The following is a 21,733-nucleotide window of genomic DNA, read 5'->3' on the forward strand; positions in this document are numbered from 1 at the left end:
ATCTCTCCTCCGCTTATAATGTTAACTGAACACCGCTGGTCACAACCCTCAGCGGGGGCATCATCATCTGTGTTTCCGGATCTGCCCCCTGATAACCAGTTAGCGTAAATAGGTTCTGCCCCTGCACATATATCCTGCACAACTGTAGTTTCAATTTCCTCATCACCGTTTCCGGCAGGGTATACGAAATAAATAAATTCTTCACTCTCAGATAAGACGCATCCTGGTATACGGCGTTGGATGAGACCAGCTTACTACTCTGGTCAAAAGCCAGATTGCCAGCGGTAACCGACGCCCGGGGTATATGCGTAATGTCACCCGGTTGACGCCATCGCTGCAAACTTTCGGTCAGCTGATTGGCAAATTCTCCCGGACGTATGGCAGGCATTACCCCCTGCTGCCTGATGAATTGCAAAAAGATACCGAGATTGAATTGCTTATACCGGAAATCGTTCTGAATACCACCATAATACGCAGGATCTATATTGGCGATCGTCACATTATCAGTGAGGGCCGATAACTTACCATCCTTATTGACATCTTCAAACTGCACGATGCCCGTCTGGGGATCAACACCTGTGAAATGGTATCCGCGCAGGATATTCAGTGACTGTCCGATCACGTAGGCATTCGCATAGGAAGATACAGCGAGGCTCTGGAATTTCTTCAGTTTATTACTGAAGAAAGAGATGTTAGCGGTAGTGGTCCAGGAGAAATCCTTATGACTGATATTGTTATTGCGTAATTCAAATTCCCAGCCGGTATTTTCAACAACGGCGGGCAGGTTGGCCTGATAGCTGGTAAAGCCCGTTACCCCTGGCAACTGATACCCTACCAGCTGGTTGCTACTACGGTTACAGTATTTAGCTGCGGAGAAGAAGAGTTTGTCCTGGAAGAAACCGAGTTCGATCGCTGCCTCCATTTTAACATTCTCTTCCCAGCTGTATTTGTCATCCGCAATACGCAGCGGATACAGTGTATTATCTCCCTGGTAGCTACTACCAGCGCCATAGTTACGCATGTACTGATAATCCGTGATCTGATCATTGCCCGTGATACCTCCGCTGGCTCTCAGTTTGCCATAGCTTAGCCAGGACATGCGTTTGGAGAATGGCTCTTCTGTGAACACCCAGGCCAGTCCGACGGAACCGAAATCTCCGAACTGCCTTCCCGGACCAAAACGGGAAGAACCATCCCGGCGGTAACTGACGTTCACCAGATATTTATGCTGCCAGTCATAGGTGAAGCGGGTGAAGAAGGAGATATACCGGTAGAGGGCATAGGTATTGGGCCGGCGGATAATGGTATCAGCCTCCTCGAGTGTATGCATGGCGGTTTCATCAGTATATCCCTGTCCGATGGCCAGCGTGCCATTCCTGGTGGTTTGCTGCCAGGTACCACCTACCAGCGCATGCAGGTGACCCTTTCCAATACCGACCGTATAATCGGCCTGTGGCTCTACGATGAAAGACTCTCTTCTGTTCTGGGCAGAGCGGATGAAACTCGTAGGTGCATTATTGGGATGCTGGGAAGACTGGGGGAAAGAAAAAAACTGCTTCATGCGAATGTCTGACACACCCAGGCTGGTCTTTAGGATAAGGCCTTGCAACACGCGGTAGCGCAACACCATGTTCCCCAGCAGGTTATTAGTCTGGCTGCTGGCCCGTTGTTCCAGATAGGCCTCCGGATTATCAAACTGCGACCCCCAGTAGAAATGTCCGGTACTGTCAAACAGCGGAAAATTCGGCGGCAGATTGTAAAAGGTAAAGATATCACTGGCGATGGTCTTGTTCTTATCGGCCAGGAAACTGGCCGTCACATTCGCTTCCAGCCTGTGTTCAGGATGGTGATGCTGAAAGCTGACACGCATGCCGCCCCGGCGATAACTAAGGTCGGCTGGCAGTACCGAGCCTTCACGATGGAAGTTACCCGCTGCGAGAAATGTATTATAATTATTCCCTTTAGAGAAGGTCAGCTGCGCATTCGTAATGGGCGCAGTTCCACCCATTAACCTTTTAGACCAGTTGATATTTTGCGTCGTATCCCACAACATCAGGTCGGGAGCACCGGCAGCCGACGGCTGTACGCGATCATTCACAAACGCTTCTCTCCGTATGGCCAGATAGTCGCTGATATTCAGCATAGACATCTCACCGGTGGAAACGCCGATACCTGTACGTACGTTCAGGTCCAGCTTCCGCTTACCTGGAGTCCCTTTTTTTGTGGTGATCAGCACGACACCATTCGCGCCCCTGGAACCGTAGATGGCAGTAGCATCTGCATCTTTCAGCACATCAATACTTTCTATGTCTGCAGGATTGATACTGTTAAAAGGACTGATGCGCCCTGCAGCACCATATAGATCTTCTGTAGTATTAAGTGGCGTAATATCAAAGGGCACACCATCGATGATAAAAAGCGGATCATTGCCGGCAGCAATAGAGTTGCGGCCACGGATAAACAGTTTGACCTGTGCACCGGGTAGTCCGCTGGTAGTAGTGACCTGTACACCAGGGATCTGTCCCTGCAATGCGGAGAGTACATTCGTGACCGGCTGTGTTTCCAGCTGACTGGCAGTCATTCTGCTGACAGCTCCTGTGAGCAGGCGTTTACTGCTGGACCCATATCCGATCACGACGGTTGCGTCGAGCGTATTCGTCGCATCGGCCAGCTGTATTTCATGTAAGCGTACACTATGGAGCAAGGTATCTATGGTACGATACCCCAGCGAAGAAATATGTATGGATGCCGGTGAAGGAATATTAAATAGTTCAAACTCGCCGGCGGCGTTTGTGGTAACACCGCGGGAGGTGCCTGTGAGGAGAACGGTGGCACCCGGAATAGGCTGATCGTTAACATCTGTTACGCGCCCTCTTATAGTGACCACAGGTCTATCATCCGGCGCAGCTGTGGTTTTATTCCCGGTTGCAGCTACCTGCAGATAAATACGTTTGCCTTGCCTGATCCAGCTGACACGCCTGCTCTTTAGCAGGTGATTCAGTACATCCTCCAGAGACGCATTTTTGTAAGAGAGATCCACCCGCTCATCTCCGTCTATAATGGCATTATCAAATACGAAATAATAGCCCGTCTGCCGTGCGATACGTTTAAAAACTTCATTCAGTGGAATTTTTTTTCCGGAAATAGATATCCTGGAACTATCCGCTGCATCCTGCGCTACCAGTAAGGTAACCGGAAACAGCAGACAGCACAATACCAATAGGATCCTGATCGCCTTACAAACATGCTTTACCATCTCATACGTTTATGGTACGGATATTATAGGTGGCTTTCGAAACAGATGTGGCTTATTTTGTCCTAAGATATATCTTATCCTCCGTAATACGATAGGTTATGCCGGATGTTTTGTCGAGGCTTTCAAGAAATTCAGTGACCGGCTGATCCCGTTCTATGACACCCGTTAGCATCTTACTGGCCAGTTCCGGGTCTTCAAATGTCAACCGCTTGCCATACCAGCGGAATAATACAGCCTCCAATGTCCCCAGTGGCTGATTATAATATGCATATTCTCCTTTTCTCCAGGCCAGCGTGATATTTTCATCAAAAGGCGCCTCTTCCTGGCGATAGCCATTACGGTATATTGCCTGCACACCGGGCGTAAGATAGAGCATGTCGCCATCGCCGGTATTACTCATTACGCGTCCGGATACCAGTGACGTTGTGATGAGCGACTCCGAATACGCGTTCACGTTAAAAGAGGTACCCAGTACAGTGACAGAGGTGCTGGGGGTATGTACGATGAAGGGTTGATCCGCTTTCTCGGCGATCTCAAAATAGGCTTCCCCTTCCAGGTATACTTCCCTGTGATGGCCATCAAATGAGAAAGGGAATTTGAGGCGGGAGAAGGCATTCAGATGAACGATGGAGCCATCTGACAATTCTACTTTATAGTCCTTACCGGTTGGTACGAACAATGTGTTCCACCCACTGGTACTGCTGCGCGGCTGGAAAGACAGCCTATCCGCACTTGGGTGCAGAACGGCCTTTTTTGTATTGATGTTGGCAGCAACGTCACCTGTCAGGCGAACGGTATCACCATCCTCCAGCAGCAAACGTACATCTCCCCAAACAGGAAGTGCGGCAGCCAGTTCAGTACCATGATCCCCTTTTACGGAAGCAGAGCGACCGTCCAGCAGATAATATCCACCAGCAGCGATCAGTATGGTTACCGCGGCGGCGAGCCACCATGTATTGCGGGAGCGGGCTGTAACAGTAGGATCAATAGCAACGACAGGGGTTGTGCCGGCGATACCAGGCACTTTCTGTGTACCTTTTTTCTCTTCATCGGCATGCAATAAAGACAATACACTGCTCCAGGCCCTTTCGTTATGAAGATCGTTCATAAAATCGGGGCCTACGGTGTCGCGGGCACCTTCCAATTCTTCAAGACAACGGCGTACATTCGGATCTACCCGGGCAATCTGCTCCAGGTAACGGTTGTCCTCATCGCTGATGTCGCCACTCAATTTCTCGAGTATCAGCTGAAAGATATGTTCCTCGTTGTAACTCATGTGGGATTACTCATTACGGGCAATAGGTTTTCGTTGGCACTACTCATCTTATCCGGCGTATCAGGGATTTTAGGGCGTCAGTACATTTGCTTTTCAACTCCTGAATACATAATAGTATAGTAGACAGATCCGGTCGGAATCCTTCTTCTGATGGCATAGATAAACTGATTCCCATGCTAACATCCAACATCACTGGCCTTCTCCGATGCAGCGTGAAGTCCTGTAAAGGCAATAATACCGGCTGCATCAGTAAGAACCCCGGGTCATTCGATAACCGGTTATTAGAGGAGCCTTTTCTCAGGATGTTCACACAACTGTTGTGCACCAGCCTGTAAAAATAGCCTCCTACCGAATGTTCTATTTCCAAATATAACTTCTCTTCCCAAACCTGCACAAAAAGATGTCTTACCAACTTCTCTGCGTCTTCCATGTTGTTCAGCATCATACGCGCTTTCAGACAGAGCGGCTTATAATATTTCATAAAGAAATACTGATAGGCTTTTATTTCGCCCTCTTTAAGTGCGAGTAGCATTGCCGAATCATCCATTTGCTGCATACAGAGATGTTTTGGGATAGTTAACAGTAGTCGGCTGTAAATATCCGCTTTCCAGCAGCGCAAAAGAGTTAATTACATGTTAACACGCATATATTATGCATTGTTTCACAGGTGAAAGATAACTAATATTTGGGCTTTATCACATATTGAATTTATTTTTCAGGAGCTCCAGCAGGATATCCTGATCGATGGGCTTGGATACATACTCGGACGCCCCGGCTGCCAGGCATTTCTCCCGGTCCCCCACCATAGCCTGTGCCGTTACTGCAATAACGGGTATAGTGGCCAGTTGCTGATCCGCCCGTATCATCTCTAAAGCTTCATAGCCATCCATTTCCGGCATCATCATGTCGAGCAGGACCACCCCGATATCCGGCTGGTCGGTCAGTAATTGTAACCCCGTCTGTGCATCCATCGCGGTAATACATTCATATCCTTTGGCTTTCAATACCATACGCAATGCGTAGATATTTCTTGTATCATCGTCAATGATCAGCACTTTTTTGGAAGAGGATCCCATGCGGTTGTATATTCTTTGTCTTTTAATGTTAACGGCTCGCACTATCATACAGCCAGACCCGTAATAACGAAACCAGCTGGTCTATATCCACCGGCTTCGAGATATAATCTGACGCACCCGCCTTTATGCATTTCTCACGGTCGCCCAGCATGGTCTTGGCTGTTACGGCCAGTATCGGCAGATGCCGGTATTTCGCCATATCACGGATAGTCCGGATCGTTTCATAGCCATCCATTTCCGGCATCATCATATCCATCAGTACGATGTCTATCTGCGGATTATTCTCCAGCTGCTGCATCGCTTCTTTACCATCCAGCGCCGATATGATCGTCATTTTATGTTGCTCCAGCGCTTTGGTCAGCGAGAAGATATTGCGCACATCATCATCCGCGATCAACACTGTTTTACCCTGCAATACTTCTTTCAATGGCATTTGCTGCTTTCTCACAGGCTTCTGCTGTCCTGTCTTTTCTTCTACCAGGTGCAGGAACAGGGCTACTTCATCCAGCATTCGCTGATAGGAATGTGCGGTTTTGATCACGATAGAGTCTGCATACTGACGGATGCGGTTCTCCTCTGCACGGGAAAGGTTCTTACCTGTAAAAATAATAATAGGCAGGTTTTCCAGTCCCGGGTTACTCTTCACTGTTTCCAGCGTCTCGTACGCATGCTGGTCAGGTACACCCATATCCAGGATCACGCAGTTAACATCTTTCTTATGTAAAGCGGCTACGCTGCTTGATATATTACCAGTGATCTCCGTGCTGACGTTAAAGTTTTCCAGGAAGAAGGCCAGCGCCTCTGCGTGCTTGGGATTTTCTTCCACGATCAGCACTTTCTTAGGATTCCTTGTCAGCGCATTTTCCAGCTGCTGGAAGATCTTCGGCATCTGTTCCAGTGCCAGTGGTTTGTTGATGAAGTCCACTGCTCCTTTCTGCAGACTTTCCTTCTTCGCTTCCAGGGATGAGATGATATGCACAGGAATAGGACGGGTAACCGGATTAGATTTCAGTGCTTCCATCACCTGCCATCCACTCTGTACGGGTAGTACGATATCCAGCAGGATAGCGGCCGGCCGGTAACGCTGCGCCATTTCAATACCATGGTCGCCACGTACAGCTACGATACCTTTATATCCCCGTTTACGGGTGAAGTCAAGCAGGATCCCTGCATACTTGGTATCATCCTCTACGATCAGGATAATTTTATCGTTTGGTTTGAGATTGTCACGATCGTCCGGAATCTCCGTTGGGATCTCTGTCGCGATATAATCGTCTTTCTTTTCTTTTGCCTTGACTGCTTCTTTGTAGACTTCCTCTGCCTGTTGCTGGGTAGCTGCTGGTGCAGGCGTTTCATTTACTTCCTGCGGACGAACAGGTATTGTCACAATAAACTCACTGCCATGGTCAGGCTCACTTTCCAGGCGGATCTCTCCACCGAGCAATTTCGTCAGCTCACGGCTGATGGATAATCCGAGTCCGGTACCACCGTACTTACGCCGGGTAGATCCATCGGCCTGCTTAAACGCTTCGAAGATGACCTGTTGCTTCTCCGCCGGAATACCGATACCAGTATCTTTTACGGTAAATCTCACCACAGAAGGGTCCTGCGCAACCGTACTTACCTGTAAGGTGACCGATCCTTTAGCTGTAAACTTCAATGCATTTGATAACAGGTTCTTGAGGATCTGTTCCAGGCGCATTTTGTCTGTTTCTATGAGTGCGGGACCATCTGCCATTACCTGTACATTCAGTGCGAGGTTCTTTTCACGGGCAATCGGTGCAAACAGGGCTTCCATGTCTGCACAGATCTCATGCACGGGCACCGGTGCATATTCCAGGTCCATCTTACCCGCTTCTATCTTAGACAGATCGAGTATTTCATCGATCAGGTTAAGCAGTCCCTTTCCGGAGCTCTGGATCACCTGCGCTGATTCTATCTGATCATCAGTCAGGTTCTTTTCCATGTTCTCAGCCATGAGACGGCTTAATAACAGAATAGAGTTCAGTGGCGTACGTAGTTCATGCGACATATTCGCCAGGAACTCAGATTTGTATTTAGTGCTGATCTCCAGCTCCTCTGCTTTCTTCTGTATATCGAGGTTACGTTCTACGATAACCTGGTTACGGTCTTCCAGCAAACGGGAACGTTCTTCCAGTTCCTGGTTGGCCTGCTGCAGTTCTTCCTGCTGTACGCGCAGTTCTTCTTCGGATGCCTGCAGTTTCTGGGCCTGTGCTTCCAGTTCTGTATTAATGTTTTCCAGTTCTCCGTGCTGTACCTGTAATTCTTCTGATTGCGCCTGTGTCTCTTCCAGTAATTCCTGCACGCGGCGGCGGTTCTCAGAAGTATTGATGGCGAGGCCGATATTATGCGTGACGGACTCCAGGAAAGCCAGGTCATTCGCCGTATAAGTGATCAGTGCGGCCAGTTCTATCACACCTCTTACATATCCTTCATAGCGGATAGGTACAGTGACGATATTACGCGGACGGATCTCTCCGCTGGCATAACTGATAGTAATATTTTCAGGGGTAATGTCAGAGAGTAACAGGGTTTTGCCACTGGCGGCACATTGCCCTACCAGTCCTTCTCCGATTGGAATTTCAATCCGGTTGGCTGTTTTGCTCATGGCAAAGCTGCCGGTCAGGTATAGTCTTTCGTTAGGGCCCGTGAGGTACAAGGCAGCTACCTGGCTATGTGTATATTCCGCGAGGAACGCTACGATATCTGAAGCGAGGATCTCCACGTTCTTCTCTCCTACCATCGTGTTTGATAATCCTGCGATACCTGTCTGGTGCCATTCCTTATCGGCCAGCTGACTAAAGGAACTTTCCAGTGACTGGGCCATTTTATTCAGCGACACGGACAAACTGCCCAGTCCATCTTTTTCTTCGTCATTGACCCGGATACTATAGTCGCCGGCAGATATTTTTTCTGCAATCCCCCGTATGATATTGATACGGCGGGTGATATCCCTGTCTTTTTCTTCCAGTGCATCCTGCAGGCGGGAACGTTCTTCAAAGTCCCTTTTTACACGTACGTAGAAAACAGAAGTAATGAGCAGGGCTAATATAGCGGCAATGACAATGAGAACAGGTGTATAACCGGAAATGCGGTTGAGGTTCTGTGTACGGACAGCCAGGAGTTTCTTTTCCCGCTGTTCCATGGTATTGACCAATGTGCGGGCATCATTCATGATATACCTGCCACTCTGCAGCGTATCAAAGCTGATGGCCTTTCCCGTTTTACGGTTATTGATCGACTCTCTCAGCAGTGACTGACGGCGGATCACCAGTAGACGGAGCTGCTCCACACCGATCTGTTGTTCGGGATTATCTGCTGTCAGCTCTTTTAATGCATTGAGATTATTTTGTACGCTGTCATACGCACCTCTGTAAGGTTCGAGGAAGTTTTCATCTCCTGTCAGCAGGTAACCCCGCTGGCCGGTCTCAGCATCCTTCATATAGGACAGTGTGCTTTCGAGTCTGAGTATCACGGTATTGGTATGATCTACCAGGAAGGAACTCGACAGGAGATTGCGGATACTAAAAAAAGAGGCTACTGAACTCACGACGAGCAGTAACAATGATACACCAAATCCTATCAGCAGGTTTCTTTTAAAAGTAGCTTTCACTTTCATCCTTTATAGTTAAAAAAACGCTGTCACTGCACCGGGCGACAGCGCATAAAGGGTCCTGCCCCAAAAGGGACAGGACCTTCAAAAATTTAAATCACCGGGTTAGCGGCATATTCTTTCCACAGATCGTCAAGGGTGCTACCTGTGAGCGCCTTCCATATCTCATCTGTGTATTTTTTGCTACGCATTGCGGAATCCAGTTTCCCCACTATGTCCCTGTTCTTGTGTTTTACAAGCCAGGCGAAGAAGCGGGCAGTGATGCGGTAACTGTTCGTATAGTGCTGCTTTTCATTAAAGGGCGTCAATGACCAGTTTGCGCCGGCATTATCTACCCCCATGGTATAACGCACATAATCGGCGATGCCTTCGGTGATCCACCAGGGACCAGCATGTGCAGGATAAGCCTGTACGATGTGCATCGCTTCATGCGTTACGACATCAATATCACCAGGGTGGCTGCGGAACCAGGCAGGATTAAAAGTAACTACATCTCCGCTGGTAGCAGCTACGCCATCATAAGCGGGATCAATAATAAAAGCTACTTTTTTAGCTGTCTTCCTGTTGTAGCGGGCTGCCTGCTGTGGATATACCGTAAAGAAAGTCTCGATCAAACGCCTGCCCACCGCGGTATCAAAATCGGGCGACTTGTTTGTGTATTCGAGCGTATAGCCTTTACGGGTGATTGTTTCCGCCTGCTGCGCATGTGTCAGCATGGGTAATGAACACAGGGACAGGCATAACATCCCCATCGTTCTTTTCAGACCTTGCATTGAGTGAACCATTAATTACGTGGTGTGTGTTTAAAACAAAAATAAATCACCCACAAAGTAATCAATAATTGCCTTACAAGGTACCCTCCTCATCACCCGGTAAAAAATCTTCCTGTTGCAGTCCGGATTGCCGCACGCTTGACTCAACCGGTTTCACGTCCGGCAGCGTATGCTTCAGCGCCGGCCCCAGATTATACAATTTCCGTGCCTGTGGAACGAAACGGCTTTCGAGTGATGCCACGGCATCGTTATAGTGGTTAACAACGGTTTTCAGACTACCGCCGATGTTAGTGAAGTGTCTTAATAAGACATTCGTACGGTTGTACAGTTCAATACCTGCAGACCTGATATCCTCAATATTCTCGGCTACATGCAGCTGCTGCCATACGAAACCTACGGTACGCAGTAAGGTGATCAGCGTTGTAGGTGTGGCAAATACGACCTTATTACGTATACCGTCTTCAATCAGTGTTGGATCGGCCTGCAGGGCGGCACCGAATGAAGATTCGATCTGCATATAAAGGATTACATAATCTGGTGAGTGCTGCCACTGGCTCCAGTACGCCTTGGCACTCAGCTGTTTCAGGTGCTCACGTACAGCAGCAGCATGCTGATTGAGCAGTACCTTACGCTCTTCCTCATCTTCTGTTTCAAAGGCTCGCATATAAGCGCTCAGCGGCACTTTTGAGTCTACGACAATGGTCTTTTTTTCCGGCAGGCGAATGATCATATCAGGACGTAACACCCCTTCCTCTCCATTGACAGATACCTGTTCATTGAAATCGCAATGTTCCGTCATGCCTGCAAATTCCACTACCCTTCGCAGTGCAATTTCTCCGTAACGTCCTCTGATATGCGAGGTTTTCAGGGCGCTCACCAGGCTGTGAGTTTCCTTCTGTAATTTCTCTGTACTCTGCTGCACACCAAGTATGAACTGATTGATCTGTCCATACTGCTGCTGACGGCTGCTCTCCAGCTGACGCATATTTTCGTCAAAGCGGTTGAGTGTCTCCGACAGCGGTTTTACAAGTGCGTCAATGGCCTGCTGACGTTTCTCCAGTTCACCTTTTGCATCGACTACCTGTGTTTCAAGAACAGACTTGGCGAGGGCCACAAAAGAGGCATTATTATGCTTCAGCGCTTCAGAAGAAATAGCATTAAATGCTTCCTTCAGTTGCTCGTTGGAACGGTCGATAAACTCCTGCTGTTCACGCAGCCGGTTTTCCGCTTCCCTGAAACGGGCTTCTCCGTTACTTTCTATGCGGATCGTTTCTTCCTGCATGATCTGCAAACGGGCATTCAGCTGATCGATCTCTGATTGTTTATCCTGTATTTCCTTCCGGAGTATACCTGTTGACTGATTGAGGGCAGACAACTGTGTTTCCAGAACGGCATTGCTGGTCTTTAACTGATGACTCCTGGAGACAACCCTGATAACCGCTCCCAGGGCGGCACAGGAGATCAGGGCGAAAATTGCTATGATAAGATGATCCATATTCGGCCAAAATTAGGAATTAAGAATTAGGAATTGGGAATTGCGGTGCGTCTATTATTAACAATGTCATTATGGAGAGATAATAATTATAGTGACATGAAGGGAAGCGTCCGCCAGGCAGTAAAAGATACTTTTCTGCTATTCGTCGATAATAACACGGGTTCTGTCCTATTACTGGCACCCTGCTTTAAACCCCTGGCACTAAACGACATCTAACCTCGGGTAAAACTTTTGGGACATATTAATTATGATCTAGCATGAATTACGTATGTTTGCCCGCGAATTTTTTAGCCTGAATTGCGGACAAGCTACGTAATTCATTTTTGATCATCTGTAATCGTCAAATAGTATCTATGAAAAAAGGATTATTACTGGCAGGAATCCTAGCAGTAATTACAGGAACTGCAGCCAATGCACAACGTGTAAATTACGGGTTGAAGGCGACTTTATTAGTCTCTAACATCAAGGGAGAGGGCATTAATCCTGGCTCCAAACCAGGATTTCAGGGCGGCGCCTTCTTTGAATTTAACCTGACTAAGGACAAGAAGTGGGGTATCCAGCCGGAATTGCTTTTTACACAGACCTCCGCTAAAAAAGGAAATGACTTTGCACAGAAGTACGTGACCTATCATAACACGCAAGGCAGAGAAAAAGTTAAGATCAGTGCTGTTACTGTTCCCATCCTGGTACGTTACACACCAATCCCTGCGCTGACCTTCAACCTTGGTGCTCAATACAGCAACCTGTTCTTCATTGATGAGAACCTGATAAAAGGTAACCTCGATGCTTTCAAAAAGAATGACATCGGTATCGTTGGTGGTGCACAGGTTAATGTGGCAAACGTTCGTTTCATTGCCCGTTATGTAAAGGGGGTAGCAAATATCAATAATATTCCTGCGCCTCAGTATAACTGGAAGACCAACCAGTTCACACTGGGTATCGGTATAGCTTTCAAATAACTACGCCCGCATACGCGGCCCTTATACAGAGAGGGTGTATCAAAACTACTTTTGATACACCCTCTTTTTTATGCGCAAAAATGTCCCTCCTGATCTTTTTACTTCGCCGTCACCTACAGGTCACTTAAAGGTCACCTCAAGGTCACTTCAATATCCGGGGGATATTGAAGTGACCTTGAGGTGACCTTTAAGTGACCTTTTAGTGCCCTTTTTGTATAAAAAACAGGACATATAAAAGGGCCGGGTGTATCAACATTTATTGATACACCCGGCCCTGTATGGTGATATGGTTGTTTGTCAGATGTAAAACCGTCTATAACTTATAAAAACGCCAGTTCGTTTTAAAGTCCTTTCCTATCGGCTGATCCGTCAGTATCGCCCGCAGCATTTCCACTGGCAGCGCGTTTTCCTTCATCACGGCATCGTGGTACTGCTGATAGGTCATTTTACCACTGTCAACCAGCTCTTTCTTAAGCGCCATGAACTGCAAACCGCCAATCATATAGGCAACCTGGTATAAAGGGCTGTAATCGCCTTTAAATGACCGGCGTACTTCACCGGCAGCGTTCGCCCGCTCGTGCCCTACCCTGTCTACCAGGAAATCTATACATTGCTGCGGTGTCCATTTACCCAGGTGGTAGTTGAGCGAGAACAGGATACGTGCGCAGCGATGCATCCGCCAGAACAGCATACCGATACGGTCCTCCGGAGAGCGGGGGAACTTCAGGTCCCACAACAGCATTTCCCAGTATAATGACCATCCTTCCACCCAGAAAGGTGTCTCGAAATTACGATACGTCTTATAGCGGTTGTTCATGAACTGTTCCAGTGCATGCCCCGCAAATAGTTCGTGGTGTACCGTGGCACGGGAGAAATGCGGATTATTGCCCCGCATGCTCATCAGCTTATCGGCTTCGTCCATGTCATTGGTCGGATAAGAGATACTGAGCACTTCGCCGCCTGTAAAGAAGGGGTTCACCAGCTGTCTTTCCGGCGTCATCATGATCATACGCCAGGTCTCCTCTGCCACCGGCGGGATGGTAATAAGCTGCTTTTCCTTCAGGAAGGCCATAGACTCATCATATATTTTCATGATAGCGTCTGGCTGTTCTCCAGCTGGAACATACGTGTTCTTCACCTTTTCCATGGCCTTGTGCCAATCCTTTCCGAAGCCCATTTCCTGGCTTGCCTTCAGCATTTCCGCATCGCAGAAGGCAAATTCCTTATTAGCAATATCGATGAGTTCTTCCGGAGAATAGGGGATCAGCTCATTCTGCAGCTGTCGCACCAGCTCCTCTCTTCCAATAGGATAACCGACAATACCGCTGCCATCATCCTTACCACCCGGCAGGGTCTTTATCTGTTGCTGCCAGCTATCTCCATAGGCTTTAAGTACACTATCCAGTTGTTTATAGGGAGCGGGCACCCACCAGGTGAACATGGGATCATAGTCATCATAGAAGTTGTATATACTGTGAATAGCATCCTGCAATCCTTTGGTGACGGCGGCTCCGCTGCGTAACAGGTTGATGTTAATCCCTTTTGCACTGCCCAGCTGTTTAGCTTTCGCCTGCAACGCTACCGACATGTCCCGCAGGGTACCTGCCAGCGCCTGGGCATCCTGTTTTGTGCCACGCCTTCTGAGCTTTTCGGCTGCATATATTTTATCGGCCAGCGGAAACCAGTCTGCCACCTGCCTATACTCACTCCCTTCTACTTCCAGCAGGCGCAGTTCCTCCTGCAGCTTCATTTTAAACAGCACATATTCCACACGTTCCCCGACCGTCAGTTTATCAAAGGAAATACCGTTCAGCTGCAGCAGGTAGTCCGTGTTAAAGGTTTTCAGCCGTTCCGTTCTCTCCGGTGAATACGCTATCCGGTAGAAACGCAGGAGGCTCCCCTTATCAGCATCATAGTGCTGCTGTAGCGTCATCATGTCTTTTTCCTGCGCGAAGGTACGGCCGGCAATGAGACATCCGGCTGTTAACAGGCAGTAAATAAATTTCATCATTAATACTTTTAACTGAATCGTTCAACTTTAAACGGAGCGATGTCCATAGATACGGGTGCTTTGGTCACCAGTTCCCCAACCAGCTTACCGGTCGCGGCACCCAGACTGATACCCAGCATCGAATGCCCTGTAGCGACTGTTACATTCGGATAGCGTTCCAGGTTACCGATGTGCGGCAGGCCATCAGCGCTGCAGGGACGGTAACCGAACCATACCTGATCTGCCGGAGGCAAAGGAATATCATATGCCGGGAAATAACGTTTAACGGATTCCAGGATGCCTTCCACCCTTTGCATACGCGGAGGTGCGTTCAGTCCGGTGATCTCCATGGTACCACCAAAGCGTATCTTATTCCCGTTCATGGGAGAAATAGCTACCCTGGCCTCACTGAGGATAACGGAGTGCCTTACTTTATATGGCGCATCCTCTAACGTCACTGAGTAGCCGCGACCACCTACCATCGGGATCTTCAGTTGCAGTTCCTTTGCAAGATCCCGGCTCCACACGCCGGCAGCCACCACAATATGATCTGCAGCATACACATTCGTAGCAGTTCTTACGCCTTTGACCCTATTACCTTCATTGATAAATCCGGTCACTTCCTCCTTTCCCCTGAACTGTACGCCCCGGCTGCGCAGATAGGTCATCAGACTGTGCATCAGCTGATTGGGATAGAGCTGTGCATCACCGGGAAAATAAACCGCCCCAAGTGCATTGATAGCCGTATCAGGCTCCATCTGCTGCAGGGTGGCCCTGTCTATAAGACGGGCGTCTATGCCAAGCGCATGTGCGTCTTTTATGGTGTGTTCCGCGTGATGCGCGTTTTCTTCTGAGTTAAAGAGTTCCAGCATTCCCTGCGGATCGTAGGAGAAATCCAGTCCGGGAATATGTGTCCATTCCTCATACAGGCGTTTGCTCAGCAGGGCAATATCTCTCAATGGTACAGCAGCGCGTTCCACATGTTCCTTTGTGGCACTCTTCATAAACTGCCATCCCCAGCTGATCATGCTGCGACTGAGACTGGGTTTGATGTAAAAAGGACTTTTAGCGTTGAGCATCCATTTGAGTCCCTGTCTGACGATACCCGGCGTAGCCAGTGGCACGAAATGACTGGGGCAGATGTACCCTGCGTTACCATAGGAGCATCCCTGCTGCATATCCGTTCTGTCGATCACGGTGACCGTATATCCTGCCTGTTGCAGATAAAAGGCACTGCTCAGGCCTATAATTCCTCCGCCGATAATGAGTACTTCCATATTGCTGTTTAAATCACCTGTAATCCATATGCATATGGATCATCCTCAGGATCTATTGTGATCGTGTTGTATCCGTATATTCTGGCCCAGCCTTCGATACCAGGGCGTATAGCAGGCACACCTGCCACTGTGGTTTCTTCTTCGATGGTGCCGATAAAACGGGAGCCAATGATGCTTTCATGAATGAAGTGGTCACCTTTTTTCAGTTTTCCCCTGGCGTACCACTGTGCCATGCGGGCGGAGGTGCCGGTACCGCAGGGAGAGCGGTCAATGGCCTTGTCTCCGTAGAAGACAGCGTTGCGGGCTGTGGAGGTCTGATCCATGACCGCGCCGGTCCACAGTACGTGAGAACAGCCGTTTATATGAGGATTGTCCGGGTGTATGAAGGTGTGCTTTTCATTGATGCGTTTACGCAGTTCCCTGGCCCAGCCGATCAGCTGAGAAGCTGTGTAGTGTTCCAATCCGGGGAAGTTCTCCTGTACGTCCACGATGGCGTAATAGTTCCCTCCATAGGAAACATCCACAGTTAGCGGACCAAGATCCGGGCATTCCACGACGATATCTGTAGCGGCGAGGTAGGAAGCTACATTGGTGAGCTTGACGCTTTTTACTTTTTTACCCTCCTGCCTGTATTCGATGAGGACTAATCCTGCGGGCGCTTCCATTCGCACAATACCTGGCGTTTTCGGCTGTATCAGTCCTTCTTCCAGCGCAATGGTGATCGTACCAATCGTACCATGTCCGCACATAGGGAGGCAGCCACTGGTCTCGATAAAAAGAACACCTACGTCGTTAGCAGGATCATGTGGCGGGTAAAGGATGCTGCCACTCATCATATCATGACCACGCGGTTCGAACATCAGCCCTGTTCTTATCCAGTCATATTCCTCCAGAAAATGGTTCCGCTTCTCGCTCATATTATTTCCGTGGAGTACTGGTCCTCCACCGGCTACCAACCTGACGGGATTGCCACAGGTATGTGCGTCTATGCAAAAAAATGTTTTCTTCACGTGTTCCTTGATTCTGTTTAACGATTTGGTTGATCACCCTTTGTTCAAAAATACCCGATGGGGATGAATGGCATATTACAGGTTTTCACCAATGGTGTGCAGAAATTAACATAAATCGGCGAGAAGAGCAGGGAATTCCTAATTCCTAATTCCCAATTCCTAGTTATATTGCATCTATAGTTCCATGTCATATGAATGAGAATGCTGCCCCAAACAGTGAGAAAGAAAGATTGAGAGCACTCCAGGAATACGGGCTGCTTCAACTGATGCCACAACCGGCGTTGGACCAGTTCACCGAACTGGCGCCACTTGTCTGTGAGTTTCCCTTTGCCGCTATCTGTATTGCCGGCATTGACGCGCAGCTGATCATCTCTGCCACCCCGGTACCTGGTGTGCGTGAAACCGCTATCGGCTGGGGATTCATGCAGCAGATCTTCCACAAACAACAATTCACCGAAGTCACGGATACGCTAAACGATCCGCTCACCCGTGATAATAAAGCGGTACTTGAATTTCCACATATCCGGGCGTTTGCAGGCTTTCCGCTTACAGACAATAAGGGACAGATGCTGGGTGCTTTCTATGTGATGCATACCACGCCGGCTGCGCTGACAGGCGCACAGCGGCAGGCATTGTCTATTATCGCGGAGAAGATCACTGAAACCATACAGGCGAACAGGCGGAAGACGGAAGAACAATATTTCACCAAACTCTTCGACCTCTCAGAGGGACTTATCTGTGTAGCAGACTTCTATGGCCGGCTGCGCCAGTTCAATCATGCATTCACTACCCTGCTGGGCTGGACGGATGCCGACCTGCAAAGCATGTCTGTGCTGGACCTCGTTCATCCGGAGGATGCAACCGGTACAGCTAAAGAACTGGAACACATGAGCGCGGGCGAATCCACCGTGTTCTTCCATCACCGGGTAAGGACAAAAGCAGGCGGATACAGGTATATTCAATGGGTAGCTACGCCAGAGCCGTTAACAGGCAACATCTTTGCCATGGGCAGGGATATTACGAATGAAAAGATCAAAGAGCAGGAGCTGATAGAAAGTGAGACAAACGCGCGTACGTTCTTTGAGAATTCACTGGGTATGATGTGCAGGCACGACCTTAGCGGCAAGATCACCTACGTCAACAAAGCCAGTGCCGACAGCGTGGGCTACAGCATTGAAGAGCTGACACGTATGACCCTTTATGACCTGGTACCCGGCCAATACCATCATGCGCTGGGTGAATACCTGATACAGATCAGAAAACAGGGGAAAGTGACGGGGCTGATGCATACACAGCACAAGAAAGGACACATCCGTATCTGGTTGTTCAACAATGTGCTGATCAATGACGGAAAAGGCAACGCCTATGTGATCGGGAACGCTGCAGATATTACAGAACGGCACGAACTGGAAACTGATCTGAAACGCACCAAAGAATTGCTGGAAAGCACAAACCGCGTCGCCCGCATCGGAGGATGGGAATTTGAGCTGGATAAAAAGGAGCTGCAGTGGTCGAATGTGACCCGTGAAATTCATGAAGTACCGCTTAATTACCAGCTGACGCCTGAGAATGCATGGGTCTTCTATCAGGGAGAAAATAAGATCATACTGGATACTGTAGTATCGGAGGCAATTGCCAATGGTACTCCCTGGCAGACAGAACTGCAGATAAGGACCTATACCGGCAGAATGTTATGGGTGCGCACGATTGGTCAGGCGGAATTTGAAAACGGCGTCTGCAAAAGATTATATGGCACGTTCCAGGATATTGATGAAAAGAAAAAGGCAAGCATTGCGATCCAGCAATCCAGGCAGATGCTGGAAAATGTGCTGCAATCAGCTTCAGAAGTTAGTATTATTGCCACAGATCACGAGGGCATTATCACCCTGTTCAACAAAGGCGCGGAGCGACTGTTAAACTACCATGCAGACGAGCTGACCGGGAAACAGTCCTGGGAGATACTGCATGCCGAGGAAGAGATCGCCAACCGTAGTATTGAACTGTCTAAACAATATGGCAGGGCTATTCAGGGCTTCCGCGTGTTTGCGCACGTTCCTGACCTGGAGGGCTCAGAACGTCGCGAATGGACTTACATCCGGAAAGATGGCTCTGCGATCATTGTCTCCATGGTGGTCACTCCTATCCGGGATAATGCCGTCATCACTGGTTACCTGGGAATAGCGGTAGATATCACCGAAAGAAAAAAGGCAGAACGCGACCTCAAAGAAGCAAAGTTACAGGCAGAACACGCCAGCAAGGCGAAGTCGGAGTTCCTTGCCAATATGAGCCATGAGATACGCACGCCTTTGAATGGCGTGATCGGATTCACGGACCTGGTGATGAAAACCGTGCTGACCGATACACAACAGCAATATATAGCCATCGTTAATCAGTCCGCCAACTCCCTGTTAAGCATCATCAACGACATCCTCGATTTCTCCAAAATAGAAGCCGGCAAAATAGAACTGGACATCGGCAAAAGTGATATCTATGAGTTCAGCAGCCAGGCAAGCGACATCCTCAGTTTTCAGGCACAGCAGAAAGGACTTGAAATGCTGCTGAACGTATCTACTGATCTGCCAAGATTTATGTGGGCGGATATGGTGCGGCTCAAACAGATCTTATTAAATCTGTTGGGGAATGCAGTCAAATTCACCGAAAAAGGAGAGATTGAATTAAAGATAAAGCCAATCGCCTACCCTTCCAGCGACCGTACTACCATCCGGTTTGAGGTGCGTGATACGGGTATCGGCATACGGAAACACAAGCAGGAGAAGATATTCGAAGCCTTCCTGCAGGAAGACATCTCCACGACCAAACGTTATGGTGGTACCGGTCTCGGACTCAGTATCTCCAATAAACTCCTGGCACTGATGGGTAGTCATCTACAGCTGGAAAGTGCACCGGGAAAAGGCAGTACCTTCTTCTTTGACCTGACGCTCAAAACGGAGGACGGAGAACCTATTTCCTGGGAAAAGATTGACCTGGTACAGCATGTACTCATTGTGGATGATAATGAAAACAACCGCATCATTCTGCGCAAAATGCTTCAGCTGCGGAACATTACTTTTGATGAAGCCGCGAATGGTATAGAGGCCTTACAGTTCCTGATGACGAAACAACAATATGACGTTATTCTCATGGATTACCATATGCCCGTGATGGATGGTATTGAGACCATCCGCAAGATCAGAGAGAACTTCGGAGACCTGGAAAAAGAACCGGCCATCATCCTGCTGCATAGTTCTGCGGATGATGAAAAGCTGATCAGGGCCAGTGAGGAACTGCATGTGAATCAACGGCTGTTAAAACCGATCAAAATGCAGGAAATGTTCCATGCATTGTCACATCTGTACATAAAAGGAGATACTGAAAACAGCTACCAGGTGGATATTGAAACAAAGAAAATAAAAGGGAATATCAGGATATTGATTGCAGAAGATAATCCGATCAATATGCTGCTTGCCAGTACGATCATCCGGAAGATCGCTCCGGCAGCACATATCATTGAAGTCAAGAACGGAAAGGAAGCTGTGGAGAGCTGTGAGCAGCAGATGCCCGATATGATCTTTATGGACATACAGATGCCGATTGTCAATGGGTATGAGGCGACAGGGCGGATCAGGGAAATCAGTACGCGGGTGCATGTGCCCATCATCGCGTTGACGGCGGGCAATGTGAAGGGGGAACGGGAGAAGTGTATAGCGGCAGGGATGGATGATTTTGTCACAAAGCCGTTTGTGGAGAGTAACCTGGTGGTGGTGTTTGAAAAGTGGCTGACGCGGAAAGTGACGGGGAAATAGCATCCAGTAGTTTCTGAAACCTCACATCACAATGTGAACCCACCACATGCTGTCCGATCACCTGTCCAGCACCGTCGAGTTCCAGCACCAGGTTGTCGTAATATGTATTACGCATGAAAGAGAATACCATCATTCTGATCACGATAAAATTACGGTCATTATAGATAAATGCACCCAGATGTTCAGGTACAAGGACAGGACTGTTATCAATAGCGGATGTCAGTTGTATGACCTTTCCATTGATGTTTAGTACCAGCCTGCTACCTGCAGTAATGACTGGTATTGCAGAGAGATCCCTGGGCGTACTAATAGCGTCAAGTTGCTCCACCTCGGACCGCATATACAAGTTACACAGAACGCCATTAATGGAATCCTCAATATACACCATCCTGATACTGTCATTCACGATATAGGTAGCAGGTCTGAGTGCTTTTTCCCTGTAAGATTTATCAGTGGTTCCCACATTGCAGGTGTCTGTGTTGGAAGCATCATTTGACATATCCTCGTCAGCCGGAGCATCAGTAAACGCCGGTTCAGTAATCGTGTCAGTAAGATGAATCGTATCTGTGACAATCTTATAGTTACCTGACGGGTTATTACAGGATATCAGCGTGCAGGTGCCTAATAAAACTAAAAAAAAGGAGGGTCTCATGCCAATTCTAATTAACATTGGTTTCATTCATCAATCATCCCACATACTTCCATTCCGCGTGTGCTGCTGCGAAGCCGTAAAATAACCAGTAGATGATACAACCGGCTATCAGTGTGATGAATCCAGCTATCATAAAGCTCCAGAACCAACGGGTTTTCCCCTTCAGAAACAGCAGACTGGCTGTGAGATAAAGCACACCACACACAATCACCGCCTGACCGAAGAAATCCCAGTATACAGGTTCAGGATCAAGAAAGGTACTGGCACAGGTAAGTCCTGCAAATGCAGCGAAAGCGGTGAGAAGCGCTATTCGTAAAGATATGCTGATGCGTGGTGTAAATAATAATTTCATAGATGATAATAGTCTCCAACTTCCAGTGTTTGTAGTTTTACTGCCCCTGACTTTGTATTTATCAATATTAATTGTCCCCTATTTGCCTCTTTCGTCTGGGTCGATTGAGCATGAATACGTCCCGCCATGAATAATACAGGCAACAACAATATCATAAAAAGCTGACTCCTGTTTAACATA

Annotated in this window: 14 protein-coding genes; 2 read left to right on the forward strand and 12 right to left on the reverse strand. The window is 48.3% G+C overall.

All coding sequences use genetic code 11. The features are described 5' to 3' along the window. Window positions 1-13: 13 nt before the first annotated feature. The 7 genes from GWR21_RS08390 to rmuC form a co-directional block, all read right to left on the reverse strand. On the reverse strand, window positions 14-3,256 hold the full coding sequence (locus GWR21_RS08390; protein WP_162331297.1) for a SusC/RagA family TonB-linked outer membrane protein: 3,243 nt from the start codon (window positions 3,254-3,256) through the stop codon (window positions 14-16). A gap of 52 nt (window positions 3,257-3,308) precedes the next feature. Beyond that, window positions 3,309-4,532: a FecR family protein gene (locus GWR21_RS08395; RefSeq protein ID WP_162331298.1), complete on the reverse strand. Its 1,224-nt coding sequence runs from the start codon at window positions 4,530-4,532 to the stop codon at window positions 3,309-3,311. 43 nt (window positions 4,533-4,575) lie between these two features. Then, window positions 4,576-5,088, reverse strand: coding sequence for a sigma-70 family RNA polymerase sigma factor (locus tag GWR21_RS08400; RefSeq protein ID WP_162331299.1), 513 nt, complete (start codon window positions 5,086-5,088; stop codon window positions 4,576-4,578). Window positions 5,089-5,227: 139 nt separating this feature from the next. After that, window positions 5,228-5,608, reverse strand: coding sequence for a response regulator (locus tag GWR21_RS08405; protein WP_162331300.1), 381 nt, complete (start codon window positions 5,606-5,608; stop codon window positions 5,228-5,230). A 28-nt stretch (window positions 5,609-5,636) separates the two neighbouring features. Next, a complete protein-coding gene (locus GWR21_RS08410; RefSeq protein WP_162331301.1) occupies window positions 5,637-9,248 on the reverse strand; it encodes a response regulator in 3,612 nt (1,203 codons plus the stop codon). A gap of 86 nt (window positions 9,249-9,334) precedes the next feature. Then, window positions 9,335-10,015 carry a basic secretory family protein gene (locus GWR21_RS08415; RefSeq protein WP_238430262.1) on the reverse strand — a complete coding sequence of 227 codons (681 nt, stop codon included), beginning with the start codon at window positions 10,013-10,015 and terminating at the stop codon, window positions 9,335-9,337. Between the two features lie 73 nt (window positions 10,016-10,088). Next, window positions 10,089-11,510: a DNA recombination protein RmuC gene (rmuC, locus tag GWR21_RS08420; RefSeq protein WP_162331303.1), complete on the reverse strand. Its 1,422-nt coding sequence runs from the start codon at window positions 11,508-11,510 to the stop codon at window positions 10,089-10,091. A 353-nt stretch (window positions 11,511-11,863) separates the two neighbouring features. On the opposite strand from rmuC, the gene GWR21_RS08425 reads away from it, so the two are divergent. After that, window positions 11,864-12,469 (forward strand): porin family protein, encoded by a 606-nt coding sequence (locus GWR21_RS08425; protein ID WP_162331304.1) that lies wholly within the window; start codon window positions 11,864-11,866, stop codon window positions 12,467-12,469. A 313-nt stretch (window positions 12,470-12,782) separates the two neighbouring features. On the opposite strand, the gene GWR21_RS08430 is transcribed toward GWR21_RS08425, so the two are convergent. Genes GWR21_RS08430 through GWR21_RS08440 form a run of 3 tightly spaced genes read right to left on the reverse strand, consistent with a single transcriptional unit; the run spans window position 12,783 to window position 16,746 of the window. Beyond that, on the reverse strand, window positions 12,783-14,477 hold the full coding sequence (locus tag GWR21_RS08430) for a DUF885 family protein (RefSeq protein WP_162331305.1): 1,695 nt from the start codon (window positions 14,475-14,477) through the stop codon (window positions 12,783-12,785). Between the two features lie 11 nt (window positions 14,478-14,488). Continuing rightward, entirely contained in the window at window positions 14,489-15,736 is a 1,248-nt protein-coding gene (locus GWR21_RS08435) for an NAD(P)/FAD-dependent oxidoreductase (RefSeq protein ID WP_162331306.1), read from the reverse strand. 8 nt (window positions 15,737-15,744) lie between these two features. Then, window positions 15,745-16,746, reverse strand: a complete 1,002-nt coding sequence (locus tag GWR21_RS08440; RefSeq protein WP_162331307.1) for a 4-hydroxyproline epimerase — start codon at window positions 16,744-16,746, stop codon at window positions 15,745-15,747. Between the two features lie 191 nt (window positions 16,747-16,937). On the opposite strand from GWR21_RS08440, the gene GWR21_RS08445 reads away from it, so the two are divergent. Continuing rightward, a complete protein-coding gene (locus GWR21_RS08445; protein ID WP_162331308.1) occupies window positions 16,938-20,549 on the forward strand; it encodes a PAS domain S-box protein in 3,612 nt (1,203 codons plus the stop codon). Here GWR21_RS08445 and GWR21_RS08450 read toward each other — a convergent pair. Both GWR21_RS08450 and GWR21_RS08455 read right to left on the reverse strand, forming a co-directional pair. After that, window positions 20,473-21,201 carry a hypothetical protein gene (locus tag GWR21_RS08450; RefSeq protein ID WP_162331309.1) on the reverse strand — a complete coding sequence of 243 codons (729 nt, stop codon included), beginning with the start codon at window positions 21,199-21,201 and terminating at the stop codon, window positions 20,473-20,475. The genes GWR21_RS08445 and GWR21_RS08450 overlap by 77 nt on opposite strands. A 34-nt stretch (window positions 21,202-21,235) precedes the next feature. Beyond that, window positions 21,236-21,553: a hypothetical protein gene (locus GWR21_RS08455; protein WP_162331310.1), complete on the reverse strand. Its 318-nt coding sequence runs from the start codon at window positions 21,551-21,553 to the stop codon at window positions 21,236-21,238. Window positions 21,554-21,733: the final 180 nt, after the last annotated feature.

This window comes from Chitinophaga agri, from assembly GCF_010093065.1.
Lineage (GTDB): Bacteria > Bacteroidota > Bacteroidia > Chitinophagales > Chitinophagaceae > Chitinophaga > Chitinophaga agri.

Excerpts from the sequence above, each read along its gene's own strand:
- GWR21_RS08410 (WP_162331301.1), bottom strand. The coding sequence starts at position 9,248 with ATGAAAGTGAAAGCTACTTTTAAAAGAAACCTGCTGATAGGATTTGGT.
- GWR21_RS08400 (WP_162331299.1), bottom strand. The coding sequence starts at position 5,088 with ATGCAGCAAATGGATGATTCGGCAATGCTACTCGCACTTAAAGAGGGC.
- GWR21_RS08395 (WP_162331298.1), bottom strand. The coding sequence starts at position 4,532 with ATGAGTTACAACGAGGAACATATCTTTCAGCTGATACTCGAGAAATTG.
- GWR21_RS08445 (WP_162331308.1), top strand. The coding sequence starts at position 16,938 with ATGAATGAGAATGCTGCCCCAAACAGTGAGAAAGAAAGATTGAGAGCA.
- GWR21_RS08435 (WP_162331306.1), bottom strand. The coding sequence starts at position 15,736 with ATGGAAGTACTCATTATCGGCGGAGGAATTATAGGCCTGAGCAGTGCC.
- GWR21_RS08405 (WP_162331300.1), bottom strand. The coding sequence starts at position 5,608 with ATGGGATCCTCTTCCAAAAAAGTGCTGATCATTGACGATGATACAAGA.
- GWR21_RS08430 (WP_162331305.1), bottom strand. The coding sequence starts at position 14,477 with ATGAAATTTATTTACTGCCTGTTAACAGCCGGATGTCTCATTGCCGGC.
- rmuC (WP_162331303.1), bottom strand. The coding sequence starts at position 11,510 with ATGGATCATCTTATCATAGCAATTTTCGCCCTGATCTCCTGTGCCGCC.
- GWR21_RS08455 (WP_162331310.1), bottom strand. The coding sequence starts at position 21,553 with ATGAAATTATTATTTACACCACGCATCAGCATATCTTTACGAATAGCG.
- GWR21_RS08450 (WP_162331309.1), bottom strand. The coding sequence starts at position 21,201 with ATGAGACCCTCCTTTTTTTTAGTTTTATTAGGCACCTGCACGCTGATA.
- GWR21_RS08425 (WP_162331304.1), top strand. The coding sequence starts at position 11,864 with ATGAAAAAAGGATTATTACTGGCAGGAATCCTAGCAGTAATTACAGGA.
- GWR21_RS08415 (WP_238430262.1), bottom strand. The coding sequence starts at position 10,015 with ATGCAAGGTCTGAAAAGAACGATGGGGATGTTATGCCTGTCCCTGTGT.
- GWR21_RS08390 (WP_162331297.1), bottom strand. The coding sequence starts at position 3,256 with ATGGTAAAGCATGTTTGTAAGGCGATCAGGATCCTATTGGTATTGTGC.